15 protein-coding genes and 1 tRNA gene are annotated in these 17317 nt (G+C 39.0%); 7 read left to right on the forward strand and 9 right to left on the reverse strand.

Annotated features, from left to right (window positions below):
* Positions 1–56 precede the first annotated feature (56 nt).
* Genes ACLFMM_RS01925 through lonB form a run of 3 tightly spaced genes read right to left on the reverse strand, consistent with a single transcriptional unit; the run spans position 57 to position 4655 of the window.
* A complete protein-coding gene (locus ACLFMM_RS01925) occupies positions 57–1367 on the reverse strand; it encodes a TldD/PmbA family protein (RefSeq protein WP_410807028.1) in 1311 nt (436 codons plus the stop codon).
* A gap of 14 nt (positions 1368–1381) precedes the next feature.
* Positions 1382–2713 (reverse strand): TldD/PmbA family protein, encoded by a 1332-nt coding sequence (locus ACLFMM_RS01930; RefSeq protein ID WP_410807029.1) that lies wholly within the window; start codon positions 2711–2713, stop codon positions 1382–1384.
* Positions 2706–4655, reverse strand: a complete 1950-nt coding sequence (gene lonB / locus ACLFMM_RS01935; protein ID WP_410807030.1) for an ATP-dependent protease LonB — start codon at positions 4653–4655, stop codon at positions 2706–2708. Before lonB ends, ACLFMM_RS01930 begins: the two co-directional genes overlap by 8 nt.
* 306 nt (positions 4656–4961) lie before the next feature.
* On the opposite strand from lonB, the gene ACLFMM_RS01940 reads away from it, so the two are divergent.
* From ACLFMM_RS01940 to comE, 3 genes are all read left to right on the forward strand, one after another.
* Positions 4962–5420, forward strand: coding sequence for a hypothetical protein (locus ACLFMM_RS01940; RefSeq protein ID WP_410807031.1), 459 nt, complete (start codon positions 4962–4964; stop codon positions 5418–5420).
* 90 nt (positions 5421–5510) lie between these two features.
* Positions 5511–6764, forward strand: a complete 1254-nt coding sequence (locus ACLFMM_RS01945) for a cysteate synthase (protein WP_410807032.1) — start codon at positions 5511–5513, stop codon at positions 6762–6764.
* Positions 6765–6777: 13 nt separating this feature from the next.
* Positions 6778–7947 carry a sulfopyruvate decarboxylase subunit beta gene (comE, locus tag ACLFMM_RS01950; protein ID WP_410807058.1) on the forward strand — a complete coding sequence of 390 codons (1170 nt, stop codon included), beginning with the start codon at positions 6778–6780 and terminating at the stop codon, positions 7945–7947.
* On the opposite strand, the gene ACLFMM_RS01955 is transcribed toward comE, so the two are convergent.
* Complete coding sequence (locus tag ACLFMM_RS01955; RefSeq protein ID WP_410807033.1) at positions 7944–9239, reverse strand: methanogenesis marker 16 metalloprotein; 1296 nt, start codon at positions 9237–9239, stop codon at positions 7944–7946. The two genes, comE and ACLFMM_RS01955, sit on opposite strands and share 4 nt — an antisense overlap.
* A 216-nt stretch (positions 9240–9455) precedes the next feature.
* On the opposite strand from ACLFMM_RS01955, the gene ACLFMM_RS01960 reads away from it, so the two are divergent.
* Positions 9456–10178: a phosphoadenylyl-sulfate reductase gene (locus ACLFMM_RS01960; RefSeq protein ID WP_410807034.1), complete on the forward strand. Its 723-nt coding sequence runs from the start codon at positions 9456–9458 to the stop codon at positions 10176–10178.
* Between the two features lie 35 nt (positions 10179–10213).
* Entirely contained in the window at positions 10214–11374 is a 1161-nt protein-coding gene (sat, locus tag ACLFMM_RS01965) for a sulfate adenylyltransferase (protein ID WP_410807035.1), read from the forward strand.
* 53 nt (positions 11375–11427) lie between these two features.
* On the opposite strand, the gene ACLFMM_RS01970 is transcribed toward sat, so the two are convergent.
* The 5 genes from ACLFMM_RS01970 to ACLFMM_RS01990 all read right to left on the reverse strand — a co-directional run bounded on the left by ACLFMM_RS01970 (position 11428) and on the right by ACLFMM_RS01990 (position 15061).
* Positions 11428–11512 (reverse strand) — tRNA-Leu (locus tag ACLFMM_RS01970).
* 82 nt (positions 11513–11594) lie between these two features.
* Positions 11595–12506 carry an ornithine carbamoyltransferase gene (gene argF, locus ACLFMM_RS01975; RefSeq protein ID WP_410807036.1) on the reverse strand — a complete coding sequence of 304 codons (912 nt, stop codon included), beginning with the start codon at positions 12504–12506 and terminating at the stop codon, positions 11595–11597.
* Between the two features lie 16 nt (positions 12507–12522).
* A complete protein-coding gene (gene purD, locus ACLFMM_RS01980) occupies positions 12523–13827 on the reverse strand; it encodes a phosphoribosylamine--glycine ligase (protein ID WP_410807037.1) in 1305 nt (434 codons plus the stop codon).
* Positions 13828–13957: 130 nt separating this feature from the next.
* A complete protein-coding gene (gene pyrE, locus ACLFMM_RS01985; protein WP_410807038.1) occupies positions 13958–14500 on the reverse strand; it encodes an orotate phosphoribosyltransferase in 543 nt (180 codons plus the stop codon).
* A gap of 33 nt (positions 14501–14533) precedes the next feature.
* Positions 14534–15061 (reverse strand): CDP-2,3-bis-(O-geranylgeranyl)-sn-glycerol synthase, encoded by a 528-nt coding sequence (locus ACLFMM_RS01990; RefSeq protein ID WP_410807039.1) that lies wholly within the window; start codon positions 15059–15061, stop codon positions 14534–14536.
* Positions 15062–15246: 185 nt separating this feature from the next.
* On the opposite strand from ACLFMM_RS01990, the gene ACLFMM_RS01995 reads away from it, so the two are divergent.
* Together ACLFMM_RS01995 and ccsA are read left to right on the forward strand one after the other, a co-directional pair.
* Positions 15247–16164 (forward strand): cytochrome c-type biogenesis CcmF C-terminal domain-containing protein, encoded by a 918-nt coding sequence (locus ACLFMM_RS01995; RefSeq protein ID WP_410807040.1) that lies wholly within the window; start codon positions 15247–15249, stop codon positions 16162–16164.
* A gap of 74 nt (positions 16165–16238) precedes the next feature.
* Entirely contained in the window at positions 16239–17291 is a 1053-nt protein-coding gene (gene ccsA / locus ACLFMM_RS02000) for a cytochrome c biogenesis protein CcsA (protein WP_410807041.1), read from the forward strand.
* The last annotated feature ends 26 nt before the right edge of the window (positions 17292–17317 follow it).

Here is a 17317-nt window from a genome sequence, read left to right on the forward strand (position 1 = left end):
TGTCATCATTTGTTAATATAATTATAAGCAACAAATATTGAGTTATTGACTATAAATTAGCCAATAACATTCATGTCAGTGATTTTTATCGACGGAGTTATGAATCCACCTACACTGCGCAAATCATCTCCAGCTCCTGTGATATTTTTCAACATGTCAAAAACATTGCATGAAATCATAAGTGATTTGATGGGCTTATCGATTTCTCCGTTTTTGATTGTAAATGCATTTCTGGCTTCAACCGAGAAATCACCTGATATCGAGTTAGCAGTATGTGCTCCTATTACGGTGTTGATGTATACACCGTCATCGGTGTCAGAAATTATATCACTCTGTGGGTAATTGATGATGAAATTTCTGAGCCCTATACCTGGCGTATTTGTATAGGATTGCCTAGTAGCATTACCTGTACTTTCAACGTTATCCTTGCCAGCACGGTAACTGTCGTACAGATATGATTTAAAAACACCTCTGTCAATCACAGTGGTTTGTTGGGATGGCATTCCCTCATCATCGGTCAGAGCAGTCTCGATACCACCATCAAAGGTTCCATCATCGATAATAGAAAGTTCGGGTGTGGCGATATCATCACCCATATGTCCTTTCAAACTGGAACGCCCTTTTTGTACATTGTCAGCATTAATAGCTGATGCAAAAGTATTTTCCAGGACATCTGCAAATGCGAATGGGTGGAGGATTATATCTGTTTTTTGCGGTTCAATCGAAATACCTTTTTGAGATTGTTGTGCAAGACTTGCTGCGTTAATCCCGATTTCATAAAAATTAATATCAAGATTGCGTGATATCTTAAAATCATATGCAGTGGCTTTATCTTCAGATGTGGTAATAACATCAATAAAACCTGTGACCCCTGTTCCCTCTTCTTCGGTCTCGATACCATTGGTGTTCATTATCAATCTGTTATCATGGAAACGGGAAAAAGAGCCGGATGTTGCCATAACATCAGGTACCGATGTTACCCCTTCAATCATATGGGTTGTCAGGTCTATACAATCCTCAAGTTCCATCTGCACCAGCTTTTTATCAAAAGTACCGCTGATAGTAGGGTACTGACTATTTGATGGCAGTGATTTCCATACAGGGTCTTTTTCCCGTACTCTGGCAGATGATATCGCGATTTTAACCGTGTCTTCAAGTCGGTCATACATGTTTGTACTTGCAAATCCAACGGCACCGTTTATTATGGCACGGATGCCAATTCCTTTGGTGTAATTTTCATTCGAGCTGTCCACAACGTTTTTACGGATGTCTGCTGATGTAGAATGATTATCCAGAACGTACACTTCAGCTTCTTCGGCACCCTGCTTTTCAGCGAGTTTAATGGCTTTTCTGGCCATGTCATACATTTGGTTGTTTATGGTTAGGCTCCTCCTACCAGTGCGTTTGAAACTAATATATGTGGAGAACCATCACTTACCGGTGTTAATTGTCCTTTTTTTCCACACCTTCCAGAATTCATTTCTAAGTCATTCCCAACCATTCTAACATTGTTGAGTATTTCTAATGTATTCCCGGAAAGTGATACATCTTTAAGTAGTGATGTTATTTCCCCGTTTTCAATAAGGTATCCCTTTTCAGCGTTAAACTGGAATATCCCTTCTCCTGGATTTACCTGTCCACCACGGGATCCAACAAGGTATACTCCATTGCTTATTTCTTCTACCATTTCTTCAAATTTAGATTCACCGTTATCGATGTAGGTATTGCTCATCCTGACAACAGGTGTTGAATATCCCTGTGATCTGCTGTTACCAGGTTTACCCCCAAGCTTTGCAGCAGTTTCTCTTGAGTGAAGATAGGAATTTAATATTCCGTCTTTTATAATATCTTTTTTAGATGATTGGACACCTTCAGCATCAAAGGGATAATAACCGTATTTATGTAGTGTAGGGTCGTCTATAACATTGACAAGAGGGGATGCAATTTGTTCTCCTATGTGGTTTTCGAGGACAGAATTTCCTTCAAGAACAAGGTCAGCTTCTGAAGCATGACCAACAGCTTCATGGACGAACACACCGGCAAGTTCCGGGTTTAGCAGGACAGGCAGATTACCACCTTTTGGTTTGTTGGCGCTGAGGAGGTCAACAGCAGTTTTACCTGCAGATTCACCCAGAGATAATGCATCATTCTCATCAAATAGTTCAAATCCAGTAACATCGAATCTGCTCTCTCTTCCAACCTGATATTCACCATTTCTGGATGCAACAGCACTGACAGCAAAACCAGTCCTTGTCAGCTCATGCTCGCAATCCAGTCCTTCAGAGTTGGTATACTGTATCTTAATTATCGATTCATTGTATAAAGCAGTGGTATTGTTAACCCCTTCAACATCGGCGCTTTCACCGATATCCTTTAACAGTTCTACCTTTTCCTCGATAGGTACATTCCTGGGGTCCTTTTTGATTTCTGGCGCGTTTTCAACCACCGGTTCCGGAGCAGATTTTAACCCAATTTTTTCTTTTGGGGTTTTGTTATCCATTGTTCTTGCAAGCTTTATTGCGGAATCGATTGATTTATCTAGGTCAAAACTACCATCGACTGATGTAAATCCCCATGATCCACCGCAAAGGGCCCTTATACCGGCACCTTTTGAAAAATCGACTGAAATATCTTCTACTTTACCGTTATCAAGAAAAATTGAAGTGGTAGTTCCCTCTACCACTCTTGCATCATAAAAATCTGCATCACGCATTCTTTGTTCCTGTCTTTGATTTGTTTATATTTTCAATAGATGCTGGAACTACCTCTGGTATATCTAAGCTCCATTTTACGCTGCTTACCTTTTTGAGTCTGTCAACAATGTTTCTCTTTTTGTTCCCTATTAGGCTGTGTTCAATTACCTCGGTAATCGTTGATACAGGAATTATTTCTACCTGGTCTTTGTACCGCTCTTCGATAAGAACATCGTCTTCATTGGCTTTTGGAATTATGATTTTCTGTATGCCTGCTTGGGCAGCTGCTTCTATCTTGTAGGTGACACCACCTACAGGCAATACATCTCCTCTTACCGACAGTGAACCGGTCATAGCAACTGTCTGGTTAACAGGTATCTGTTCTATTGCGGATATTACAGCTGTTGCTACTGATATGGATGCACTGTCACCTTCTACACCTTCATAGGTGCCTACAAACTGGATATGGATGTCCCGATTTGCAATATCTTTTCCTGTAATGTTTTTGATAACTGCGGACACGTTTTGAACTGCTTCCTTGGCAATATCCTTGAGCATGCCGGTAGCAATCACATTTCCTTGCGAATTTGAAAGGGATGGTGTAACTTCTGCAATAATAGGTAGTACTATTCCTGAGTCTCCGCCCATGACAGCAAGTCCATTAACTCTGCCAACCTGTTCACCCTGTTTGGAGAACAGTTGATATTGTTTCTTCTGTTCAAGGTAATTGTCCGCTACCTGCTGTTCAATGGAACGAGCCATCCTCTTTGCAGAGACCACATGTTCATCTGTTGCAAATTCGGAACCTTCAGCTTTTGCGATATCTCCTGCAACTCTTACAAGACCACCAAGGTCCCTGAGTTTCAGGGTAAGATGTCCTTTCCTACCTGCTCTTCTTCTAGCTTCTCGTATAATTTCATCCACAGCGGATTTGTTGAAGTGTGGGATATGACCGTCACGTTTGACTTCTTGGGCTACGAATCTTACGATGTCCTTCCTGTTTTTGAGGGTATCTTCCATGGTGTCGTTCATATAAAGTTCATATCCATATCCCTTCAGTCGTGACCTTAATGCAGGATGCATATTTTCAACAGCATCAAGATTCCCTGCAGCTACCATTATGAAGTCACAGGGTACAGGGTCACTCTTTACCAATGCACCTGAACTGCGTTCAGACTGACCGGTAATGGAATATTCTTTTTCCTGCAGTGCAGTAAGCATATTCTGTTGAGTTTCAATATTTAAGGTATTGATTTCATCGATAAACAGCACACCTTTGTGGGATTTGTGGATATCTCCACTTTCGACCCTGTCATGTGCCGGTGTTTCCATACCACCTGACTGGAAGGGGTCGTGCCTTACGTCTCCAAGGAGTGCACCCGCATGAGTACCTGTTGCATCTATATATGGTGCATGTTCTTTATTATAATTCGAAACAATAAGTTTTGGAACCATGAGGTCATCCTTTGGCATAAACTGACGGGTCAATATTAAAAGCATGATAGCTGCGATGATACCCCATAGTAATTGCCCTACATAGAATGAGTACATCACAATACCAAATACCAGAAGCAACATCAGCATGTTTCGTGATTGGCTTCTTTTACGAGCCTCCAGTTTATGTGCCTGGACAATTTCTCTGCCTTTTCCCGCTGGAACCTCTCTTATTTTCGGGTTATTCGGATCTTCGGTATTGGGATATACTAAAATATCTTTTAATTCTTCTTTTGGAAGAAGTTCTGCCATTGCTTTCGCAAGCAAAGATTTACCAGTACCAGGGTTTCCGATCATCATTATATGTCGTCGCTGTTCTGCAGCTTTTTTTACGACTTCTACAGCATGTTCCTGTCCGATGACCTGGTCTATTAATTGTTCTGGTACTTCAATGGATTCAGTTGTATCAAAATCAGCATCATAAATTTCAGTGTTTTGTTCTGCAGTATTTTCATTCTTGGTATCCATGGTTAACTCACATAATTGATAATGTTAAAATATGATTGACTGATTAACTATATGTCAAGTGCCTTTTTATATCATTTTTCACACAGATAAGTCTGTATAACACTCGTCTTTCAAGTTTATTCAAAAATGAAATTTTTCTTACCTTTTGGTTGAATCAATAAAATTGGTTGATAGGTAATTTATTTATACTATATACTATACATAATCTAAATAAAGTTTTTGGTAACTGGTGTGTATTAATGAAGCATAGTCTCAGTGTAATATTGGAAAGAGATATTAATTTGTAATACATCGGATAATATGGTAATGAAATCTATAGTACTGGCGATATTTATAATCCTACTATCGTGCGCAACCTTTGGGTATTCTGCTTATGCACAACCTGCTAATATTGGTCACTATCAATACATAGATATTAATGAAATGACAATTGAATTCAATGACAACAATGCTGAAGCTAAGATATCCTATGACCTTGACTTATTCGCACAAATGTATGTACTAATACTGGGCAGTCGAAACCTGGAACCTACTTTCAATGAAATATTCAATGAGTTCGGAAATTTTAAAATAGCAGAAATTGGTAAAAGTCATGCGGTTTTGATGTTAGACAATGTTTCAAGACAAAGTGGAGAATACTATCTTCATGATTCACGTAAACTTGGTACAAATGTTGGTCGTCTCATCCTTATTTATCCAGAGGAAACAAGCAAGGTTGTTGAAAATACAAACAGCACTCCCAATACATTCTATTCCAGTAAATAAGGATGCCTTTAAAACGTAAAATTATAATAAAATGAATAACTTCCACATCTTGGAATATCTTTTTAAATAAACAGCATATTGGTTTTTTCAATGGGAAACTATAAATTGAAATGTTTACAGTGCGGAAGACATTATCCTGGAAATTATAGATTAAAATGCGATTATGATGATTCATTTGTTCGGGCTGAGTATCAATCAAAGGAACTGAATCTAAAAAATGCGTTTGGGATAGGTAAATACAGTGAATGGTTACCTGTCAAGGATATGTTGACGACAGAGGCAGGACCTATCACCTATAAAAGTGAAGAATTGGCAAATGAGCTTGAATTATCCAATCTCTACATTAGTTTTAATGGCTACTGGCCAGAACGTAATGCATTGATTAAAACATGCAGTTTCAAGGAACTGGAAGCACATCCTACAATACAACGATTAATTGAATCCGGTTACTCGTCGATTGTACTTGCATCAGCAGGCAATACAGGGCGTGCTTTTGCACATGTGTCAACTTTGACAGGTGTTGATGTTTATGTAGTAGTACCATCTACTGGAATGTCACGGATGTGGCTTCCAGAAGAGCCAACAGATTCGATACATTTGATAAAAATGGATGAAGGTAATGACTACACCGATGCCATACATCTGGCTGATAGAATTGCAGAGCTGCCTGGTTTCATGTCTGAAGGTGGAGCAAGAAATATTGCCAGACGTGACGGTATGGGGACTGTTATGCTGGATGCTGCAGTGACTATCAAACAAATACCTGATCATTACTTCCAGGCAATTGGAAGTGGAACAGGAGCTATTGCGGTATGGGAAGCTGCACTTCGTCTGCGTGAAGACGGACGTTTTGGAACTCAACTTCCAAGACTCCATCTCAGCCAAAATCTCCCTTTTGCTCCAATGGTAAATGCATGGAACGCATGTCAGCGTGAGATTATACCAGAAATTGATATGCCAAACCCAAAAGAAAGTATACGTGACATTTTTGCTGACGTACTTTCAAACAGAGCTCCTCCTTACTCTGTAGATGGTGGTGTATTTGATGCACTTCTGGATACCAATGGACTGATGTATGGAGTAACCAACAATGAAGCAAAAGAAGCAAAGGTTCTATTTGAATCACTGGAAGGCATCGACATACTTCCGCCCTCAGCAGTCGCGGTTGCATCTCTGATAAAATCAATTGATTCTGAAAATGTAGGTAAAGATGATGTAATATTGCTCAACATAGCGGGAGGAGGCATCGAACGGTTGAAAGAAGATTATACCATTTCAGATATGACTCCTATGTCACATGCAAAGAACCCAGAAGTACCGCTGGACGATATTCTTGGTAGATGATATACCCAAAAGGATGGTTTATTTGGACACCTCAAAAACAGATGACCCGGAAAATACAATTATCCAGATATTGCAGAATAACGGGATTGATTATCTGGGAACACTTCCATGCGACCGTATAAAAAACCTGTTGCCACTTATATCCAGAAATTTTGTTGAAATACCACTCACAAGAGAGGAAAACGGAGTGGGGATATGTGCTGGTCTGTATATGGCAGGAGCAAAACCAATGATGGTTATCCAGAGCAGTGGACTTGGAAACATGATTAATGCACTGGAATCTTTGAATATTGCCTGTCATATACCACTTCCTATAATTGCCAGTTGGCGGGGGGTTTATAAGGAAGGGATTGAAGCACAAAAGCCTTTAGGCAAAGCACTACCTTCGATTTTGGAAGGGGCAGGAATTAAGTATACCATCATAGATGAAACAGGTAAATTGTATCTGCTGGGTCAGGCTATTTCTGATTCGTTTGAAACCCGGAGTCCGCATATTATACTTATCTCTCCCAAAGTGTGGGAACCTTCAACCTGTTCGGTATGGAGTGAACAGGAGTCAGTTTCTTTTAAAAAACGCTCATATGAGATTATTCACAAAACTAGGATTTTCAAACCTGAAATGAAACGATATGATGCTATATATGCGGTATCACCATTGCTTAATAATGAGATACTAGTAGCAAACATAGGTATCCCGTGTAAGGAACTGTATTCTATTAGAGATAGGGGACTCAATTATTATATGCTGGGTTCCCTGGGGCTTGCATCATCAATAGGAATGGGGCTTGCATTGAAATCAGGTCGTAAAGTAGTTGTACTGGATGGTGATGGCAGTATTCTCATGAATCCGAATGCATTGTTAGAAATAGCCCGTGCAAACCCATCGAACCTGATAGTTATAGCTCTTGATAATGGGGCACATGGTTCCACAGGTTCGCAGGAAACATTTACTGCACAATTCCTTGATCTTGAAATACTTGCACAGGCTTTTGGATTTGTTAACACTACGAAAGTGCATACAAAAAAGGAACTTGAGGAAGCCTTTATAAATGCAAAAAATGCAGGGGGATTGACCTTTATACATGTGATTTTAAAACCCGGAAATGTAACATGTGAAAATATAGCACTAAGCCCTGTGGAATTGACTGACAGGTTCATGAATGCATTAAAATTAAAAAATTAAAAGTGTATACGCTCAACCGGTTCGGAAATTTTGAATTCGCGTGATGTGATTTTTTCTTTCAAATCTTCTGCAGCCTTTAATGCACGCAGTCGGTCTGATTGACGGACGACAACAGGGATACTCTTTTTTGTTTCAGTAGAACAGTACTCAATTGTACCAAGTTCAGCATTGAACGCTTTTCCTGCACAGTTGGTAACGCACAAGCCGCAGTTGAAACATAATTCGGGGTTATGAACTGCAGATTCACCCTTCATGTGAATTACAGCACCCATGGGGCAGGTTCGTTCAACTTCACAGATATCGCAATCAATACATTCGTCTGGTTGGTAGGTAATTTCATTATCGGTATCTTTCCATACATCCTCATAGGATGTTTTGCATAATGGAATCCGTCCGCATACATCAACAACTTTAAGTTCAATTTTACTGTTGAGCTTTAATACGTTCTCCAGTACACTCTGATTTATAACAGGTATAGGAACAGCCCATGTGTTGATTATCTCAGGACCTGCAGAAGTTACAAATCCTCCCATGTATTCAGGAACCATCTTATGCATGTCAGAAAAACCGCCAAGGTTTGGTTTTTCCGGGCTGCTACGGGTGCCCAAACCTGTTACAAATCCATCATTTCCGTTTATTAATACTCTTGTTCCTATACCAATTGTCTGTAAATCCGGGTCATTTTCAATCGGGTTGAGTTCTCCACACCCACAAAAGGTAGCATCACTTAAATTACCCCTAAACTCAGAAGCATGGAAGATGGATGGTACTGATTCGGGCTCTGGATTTACAAAGGCAAGATAATTTTTAAATGCGTGTCTTGTTCCAAACAATTTTGCATATTGCATTTCCTGTATATTGGTATAGGTTTTGAACCAATAATTTTCAACAGTTTCAATTTCCACAGTTATAGTATTTCCTTCAACAATTTCTCTGAAAAGATGTCCTCCCCCATAAGTTGGATTGGATTTGCTGTGAGCAGTACCATGTACGATCAGATCCAGTACACCAAGTCTTTCATTTGGACATGGTCCCACCTGTGCAGGTATATCATTTAACCATACACGCGATGCTCTGATAAATGAATTTGGTTCAGCAACTTTGAATGAAAATACAGCATACGTACCACTCATAATTCCTCTGGTGGCAGTAGTGACAACATCAACATCCTCAAAATCGATTTTTTCTCCTGATCGGACTCGATTACATATTTCATCGGCAGTTAAAACAACAGCACTGCCTTCTTTGATTTTATTCTGGATTTCCTGATATGTTCTTTCACTTTTAGTCATGGTTTCATCCGGATGTATGTGTTATGGCGTAAAATTTTATATAAGATTGTGTTATTTCACAATTGTGAAACCAATAATTGAATATTAATCTCTAACGATTCATTTAAATTTTGAGCTATACAGTTACAAATATATATTGATACAATATTTTGATATTTTAAGTTTGTTTCAGAAATGAACATTTAAAACTAATCTATATTAGAAGGGAATACAACTATGTCGCAGAGCAAGGAAAAATTATTAAAACAGTTCGCTGATAATTTTAAAAACAAGGAACCTCAGGAAATTCTATCATATGCACTGCAAAAATATTCACCCAATATCGCAATATCTTTCAGCGGAGCAGAAGATGTGGTTCTTATCGATATAGCAAAACAAATCAAGGCTGACATAAAAGTTTTTACGCTTGACACCGGGCGATTGTATCCGGAAACTTACCAGTTTATTGAAAAAGTACGTGAACATTATAACATCCCTATTGAAGTATATATGCCTGATAGAGAAGCTACGGAAAAACTCGTAACAGAAAAGGGGCTGTTCTCATTCTACAGGGATGGACATAATGAATGCTGTAGTATTAGAAAAATCGATCCTTTGAAACGAGCCATTGACGGTCTGGATGCTTGGGTTACAGGGCAGCGAAGAGATCAGAGTCCAAGTCGTTTTGAAGTACCAGTGGTTCAAATAGATACTGTTTTTGGTAACAATGACCTTATAAAATTCAATCCTCTGGCAAACTGGACTTTAAAGCAGGTCTGGCAGTATATATATGACAACGATGTCCCCTATAATGAACTCCATGAAAAGGGTTATATAAGCATCGGGTGTGAGCCGTGTACCAGACCTGTTACACCAGGACAGCATGAGCGTGAAGGTAGATGGTGGTGGGAGGAAGCTACTAAAAGGGAATGTGGTCTTCATTCAGGAAATCTAAAATAGATTCATGAAGTTTATCTTTACAGGTGATATGAAGAATGATTGAGCAACAAGAACCTCATGGTGGAAAACTCGTAAACAGAACACTTTCTAATGGAGAAGCAGAAGATATAATAAACCATGTTGATGATTTTCAGAGTATTAACATTGGGCCAGAACTTGTTAAAGATGTGGAAAACATCGCAAGTGGATTATTCAGCCCTCTTGAGGGTTTTCTTACATCGGATGATTATGAACGTGTATTATATGACAAACGGTTATACAATGGTCTTCCCTGGACAATACCTATAATTCTTGATGTTTCATCGGAAAAAGCAAATCATCTCACCCCTGATGATGAAATTATACTTAAGTTTAATAACCATCCAATGGCACTATTGAATGTAGATGACATATACAAATTCAACAAAAGGGTGCATTGTGAGCAGGTATTTGGAACAACAGATGATGCTCATCCAGGAGTTTCGAAAGTCTATCAAATGAATGACAGACTGGTAGGAGGGAAAATCAGCCTACTGGGTGATACATCGACTCCTTTTTATGAATATGCACTGAAACCTTCAGAAACTAGGTCAATGTTTAAGGAAAAAGGATGGGAAAAGGTTGTAGGTTTCCAGACACGTAATGTACCTCATCTTGGACATGAGTATATACAAAAAACCGCTCTTAGCCTTGTTGATGGATTGTTTATAAACCCGGTGATAGGAAAAAAGAAAAGTGGAGATTTCAGGGACAATGTAATTCTGGATTCCTATGAAACCCTGATAGAAAACTACTACCCTCAGGACAGGGCAACACTTGGTATATTCCAGACAGAGATGCGATATGCAGGCCCAAGGGAAGCGATTTTTCATGCTATTGTAAGAAAGAATTTCGGATGCACTCATTTTATTGTAGGTAGAGACCATGCAGGTGTAGGTTCGTTCTATCATCCTTTCGCAGCCCATGATATTTTCTTAGAGTTCGATGAGAAAGAACTCGGAATCACTCCAATATTTTTCAAATCATTCTTCTACTGCAAAAAGTGTAGGGGTATCGCAAATGACAAAACCTGCCCGCATTCAGAAGAACAGATCGTAAACTTTAGTGGAACAAGAATGCGCGAAATGCTGACAAGTGGTGAACGACCGCCGGCAGATTCGATGAGACCGGAAGTAGCAGATGCTATTCTTAAATATGATAATCCATTTGTTGAATAATTCAATTTAGGGTGATATCATTTCACCCTTTTGATTTGTTATTATAAAAGAAGTGCGGGAGGTGCGATTCGAACGCACGAACTCCTACGAGACTGGGCCCTGAACCCAGCGCCTTTGACCTGGCTCGGCGACTCCCGCGCATGAGGATACACATAGTTGTGTTTTTCCTAGTTAAACTTTATCATCTACTAAAATATTGATGGTATTAAAAAATCTTGTGTTATTTTTGACCCATCAATTTCAGAATCAGTGCTTTTTGGGCATGGAGACGGTTTTCTGCTTGATCAAAAATTACCGAATGCGGACCATTGAGCACGTCTTCGGTTATTTCCTCACCCCTATGAGCGGGAAGGCAGTGCATGACGATGGCATCATGTTTTGCAAGGTCTACAAGCCGTGAATTGATCTGATAATCTCCCAAATCATTCAAACGTTTTTCACGCTCTTCTTCATCCCCCATCGATATCCAAACATCGGTATACAGTATGTCAGCATTATCTGCGGCTTCAGCAGGGTCATGGGTTATCGATACATTTCCACCTATCTTTTTTGCCTGTTTAACGATGTCATTATTGGGTTCATAACCTTCAGGACACGCAATTGCAATATTCATACCTACTATAGCGCATCCAAGAATTACAGAGTTGCAGACGTTGTTTCCGTCACCTACCCACGTAAATTTCAGATTTTTAATTCTGTTCCTGTATTCCTGTATTGTGAGCAGGTCGGCAAGAATCTGACAGGGATGTTCCAGATCTGATAGAGCATTTATGACAGGTATGGTGGAATATTTTGCAATTTCACTGATTGTATCATGACTGTTTACTCTTCCTGCAATTCCGTGAACATATCTGGAAAGTACTTCCGCAGTATCAGATATAGGTTCACCACGACCAAGCTGGATGTCCTTATAATTTAGATAGAGCCCATGCCCACCAAGCTCACTCATTGCGACTTCAAAGGATACACGTGTTCTTGTTGAAGGTTTTTCAAATATCATTGCAAGACTTTTGTTTTTCAAAAATTCATTTATCTTGCCTCTTGCACGTTTTTCCTTTAAATCTTGTGCAGAATCAAGCAATTCATGAATGTCTTCATTGGAAAGGTCAGCCATTGAGATTAAATCTTTCATTTATACCACTCTTGAGTTATGCTGCTTTGAGCAGTTTCATATGGTCGACTTTTTTCTTAATCAATTCTTCTGTACCAATATCGCGCCTTGATTGGAGTTTTCCTTTGATTTTATCCAGTGAACTTTGAGCGATATTTTCGGCTTCTGATATGGTGTCGGCAACGCCCACAACGGCAATAGCTCTTGAACCGGAGGTATAGACTTTCCCGTCTTCTTCATATACACTTGCATAAAACCGTAAAGCATCATCTATACCATTAACAATTATTTCGCTATCCTTTGCAGGTTCATAGGGATACCCTTCCGGAACAGCGTACTTGCATACAGTTGCCTTTTTGCTGAATTTGAGGTCCAGTTCAGAAAGACTGCCATTAACAATGGCAGATAAAATATCAACAAAATCGGTCTCAAGAAGCGGCAGTACATTCATTGCTTCAGGGTCTCCGAAACGGGCATTGTATTCTATGACTTTTGGTCCATTCTTTGTGAGCATAAACTGTCCATAAAGGACACCTTTATACTGTATACCGGTTTCTTTGTTTAGTGCGTCTACAGTATCTTCTAGGATTTTTTGTGCTTTTTCAAGCTCTTCTTTGTCCATAAATGGCAAAACATCATCTGCGCTACTATATGACCCCATACCACCGGTATTTGGACCTTTATCATTTTCAAACGCCCGTTTATGGTCTTGCACAGGGGGTGTAAATGCCAGATTAGTACCATCAACAAAAGCCTGAACTGTAAACTCTTCTCCTATCAGGTTTTCTTCTATGACCACTTTTCCGTCTTTTAAAAGGGTTCTTGCATATTCTTTTGCAGAATCAATATCTGGGAGCTGATCACCCATAACCTTAACACCTTTACCGCCGGTTAATCCAATGGGTTTGACTGCTACATTCCCCAGTTTTTCTATAAATTTATCCATATCCTTTTCATTGTCAAATATGTCGAATTCAGGACATCCTTCTATATTGTATTTTTTCATGAAGTTCCGGGCCCAGGCTTTATTGAATTCGATTTTTCCAGTATCTTTTCTTGGACCTACTACACCAATGCCTGACTTTTCAAATTCATCAGCAAGTCCAGAAGCAAGGGGTTTTTCAGGTCCTATGACTGCTATATCTATTTTTTTGGAACTTGCATAGGCAACAATCCTGTCGGTATTATTTTCATCAGCTAACAGGTAATCCTTACACAACGATGCAATACCTGGATTCCTCTTTGACATTACCACATACAGCGATGGTTTATGTTTGCTGTTTGATATTGACTGTGCGATTGCATGTTCTCGTCCGCCACCACCAACAACTAATATGTTCATTTATAATTCCCCTTTAAAATGAGATTGTAATTTGTATTGAATTTGATATATATGAATATGGTTTACAATTAATGATTTATCTTTGAATCTTTACAACATTCTAGGTTCCTGCGATAAATACATTGCTGTATTAAACCAGGTCACTGGCTTTAATCAGTGGTACTAGTTCGATTCCAATAGATTTTAAATTTTCCTTTGCGCCTTCTTCTCTGTCAACAACAGTTATAACAGTGTCAATATTTCCACCTTCATCCCGTATATTTGAGACAGCATTTTTAACAGATCCTCCACTGGTTGTAACATCTTCAAGCATTACAACCTTGTTTCCTTTTCCCAATTGACCTATCAGCATTTCACCGGTACCGTATCCTTTTGAAGTTTTGCGTATAAGTATCATCGGAAGACCAGATTCAAGTGACACAGCAGTGGCTATAGGGACACCTCCAAGTTCTACACCTCCAACAGAATCCACTTTCATAGATTTTATCAACTCAGCAGCTTTTTTTCCAATGAGTTTGAGTGTTGATGGTTCAGTACTTGCCTTTTTAATATCTATATAATAGTTGCTTTTTTTTCCGGAGGAAAGTGTGAAATCACCTATCTGAATTGCTCCACAATTTCTAAGTGCAGCAATCAGGTCTTTATTATTGGATTCTCGCTTTTTATCATTCATATTATCCTGACCTTATATTCAAATTTTTTTACCTTACCAGGGTTCTTTTTTTACACCAATCAGATACCCTATTACATTTGTACTCACATGAAGTAACGGAGTAAGGATTAGTACGATAATTATTATTTTGTATGTAAAATGTGTAACAAACCATACAGGAGCTACCAGATATGCCAGTACCCATGCACCAAGCACAAAATCAAGCTGGTCTATGACAGGAAAGGGAGCACCTCTTTTCAATTTTAACCTGCGTTTTATAAAACTCATGCATAGGTCACCCAGAAGGGAACCGAATGAAAGGGAAAATATTACTGCAGCTGCGCCTGTAATTGTGTTTCCAAATATCGGAAACTGTATTTTAAATAATGTAAATCCGTTTAAAACCAAAACTACTTGAATTAATCCGATTGTCAATCCAATTATGGTGCCAGCAACCAATCCTCTGAATGTTTTTCCGTCTCCAAAAATTCTTTCCCCGTCTTTAAGAGTCAGTCCGAAATCAATGGGTTTTCCACCACCGAATAAACTTGCAGCCGGACTTGGGGTATAGGCAGGAAGCATTAACCATACAGCTGTGATTATTAAATCTATCGTATTATCAACTCAAATCCTTTGTTTTTTATAGTTAATTTTTTCTGACAAAAACTTTATTTTCTATATCTACATTAGTTCCATAAATATCAGATAAAATATAAATTTCTGTTTTTATAGTTAACTATAACTACAGTTTATAGGTAAATGATTCCATGATTAACCTCAAACAATTAATCACAAAAAGCAACGTAATGCTTGCAGCGTTAATAGTCTTTGTACTGCTGGCAGCAATAATCACCATCGGGATGTTGACACCACTTGTAGTAAGTTTTCTGACAGGAACCAGTATGAATCTGGATGCTCAGTATTTTAATGCAAGGACAGCACTTCCAATGGGGTCGATTATAGTGCTTCTTTCTTTTTATTTGTTGCTTGGAAACCTGGATGTTAAAAAAACGTTGTCAGGGGTTTTCGGAATACTTGGTATGTCGTTTGTTTTTGCAATTGTATCCCCATTTAATAGTTTACCGGTTGATGTTATAATCCCGGTGGCAGTTTTTGCATTCCTAGCAATATTTACCAGAATAGGAAACTCTATAAGATACTGGACAAAAAACCCTTTTAAAAATGCCCGTAGTATAAGTGCCCATGTTATTCATCTGGGTCTTGTGTTGATAATACTGGGTGTTGTGTTGAGTACAAGTATGACAGTTGAGGATTCTACCGTAGTGTCAACCGAATCTAGAGGGATTTTTGAAAATCAGGAATACAGTGTAAGTGTTGATGAAATATCAACCTATTTTGAAGGGTCGCCTTATGAGTCACACCCCGGTTCATCCTACGTGACAGATATATCATTTGATGTTTACAAAAATGGAGATTATTTTGACAGTGGTACTGTTAAATCTATCAGGGATTTAAAATGGGGTCAATCCTACACTACAACCTACATTCACCGAAGTGTATTGGATGAATATTTCATTGCTCCCAGAGGTGTAGACTCAGAATCCGGAAAAGTAAATCTTTATTCAAGAATTGTACCTTTTATAACATTTGTATGGGGTGGATTGTGTTTAATGGCATTTGGGATGCTGTCGCTTCTAACAATAGGTTATCTAAAAAAGAAGTAAGCAGAAATTATATATTAAAAAAATTATCCTTTCTATCTTTAGATAGATACATGATTATGTCGGAAGTTTAAACAATGAATATAGGAATGATATTAATCTGGCTGGCTTTTGTACTTTGTCTGGGAGCAGGTATTACTTCGCTGCTGCATTATTTAAAAGGACATCAATATTTAAGGTCGATATCCACCAAACTTGAGATAGGATCATCAGGAGTCGCCACACTGGCTGTTTTTCTTCTAACCTATTACCTGTATCAGGTTCATACAGCCTATAGCTATGTATACCAGCACTCCAGCATAGATTTATCATGGTATTACCGTATATCCGCACTCTGGGCAGGTCAGGAAGGATCGTTCCTGCTTTGGGGCTGGTTCATACTGGTCATAATGATGGTTTTAAAATATACAGTGCATAAAAAACAAATTTCAGAGACCGGATTTTACAATCTTACAGTGACCATTTCACTATTTATAGCATCGGTATTTCTGTTGCTTCTTGTATTCAAGAACCCGTTTTCAATGTACCACACTCTACCCTCAGGCACAATAGAACTGACCAACTGGAATCCGTTTCTCACAGCCTTCCAGCCACCCTATGGACAGGGTATGAATCCACTGCTTCGCAACCCGTGGATGGCAATCCATCCACCAGTACTGTTTCTTGGGTATGCAGCAATAACGATACCTTTCGCGTCAGCATTCTCCAGCCTCATACTGGATGATAACCGCTGGACAGAAATAGCCACCCACTGGATGCGTATCTCTTGGCTGTTTTTGACACTGGGTATTGGGCTTGGAGGATTCTGGGCTTACGAAGTGCTTGGATGGGGTGCATGGTACTGGTCATGGGACCCGGTAGAAACATCATCTCTTATCCCATGGATAACTTCAACTGCCTATCTGCATACCCAGATTCACAACAATAATAGAATCAAGGTATTTGCACCTGCACTCGCAATTTTTTCATTTGTGCTGGTTGTATTTGCAACCTTTGTAACAAGAAGTGGTATGTGGGAATCTGTCCACTCATGGCAGGATTTTACTCCTACAAGTTTTGCTGTAGCAATTTTCCTGATTGTATTGGTTGGATCAAGTGTTGTAATGCTGATTAATAAATATATGGATTGAGAGAAATGAAAAGGTAAATTGACAGA

This window comes from Methanohalobium sp., assembly GCF_046546175.1.
In the GTDB taxonomy this organism is placed as follows: domain Archaea; phylum Halobacteriota; class Methanosarcinia; order Methanosarcinales; family Methanosarcinaceae; genus Methanohalobium.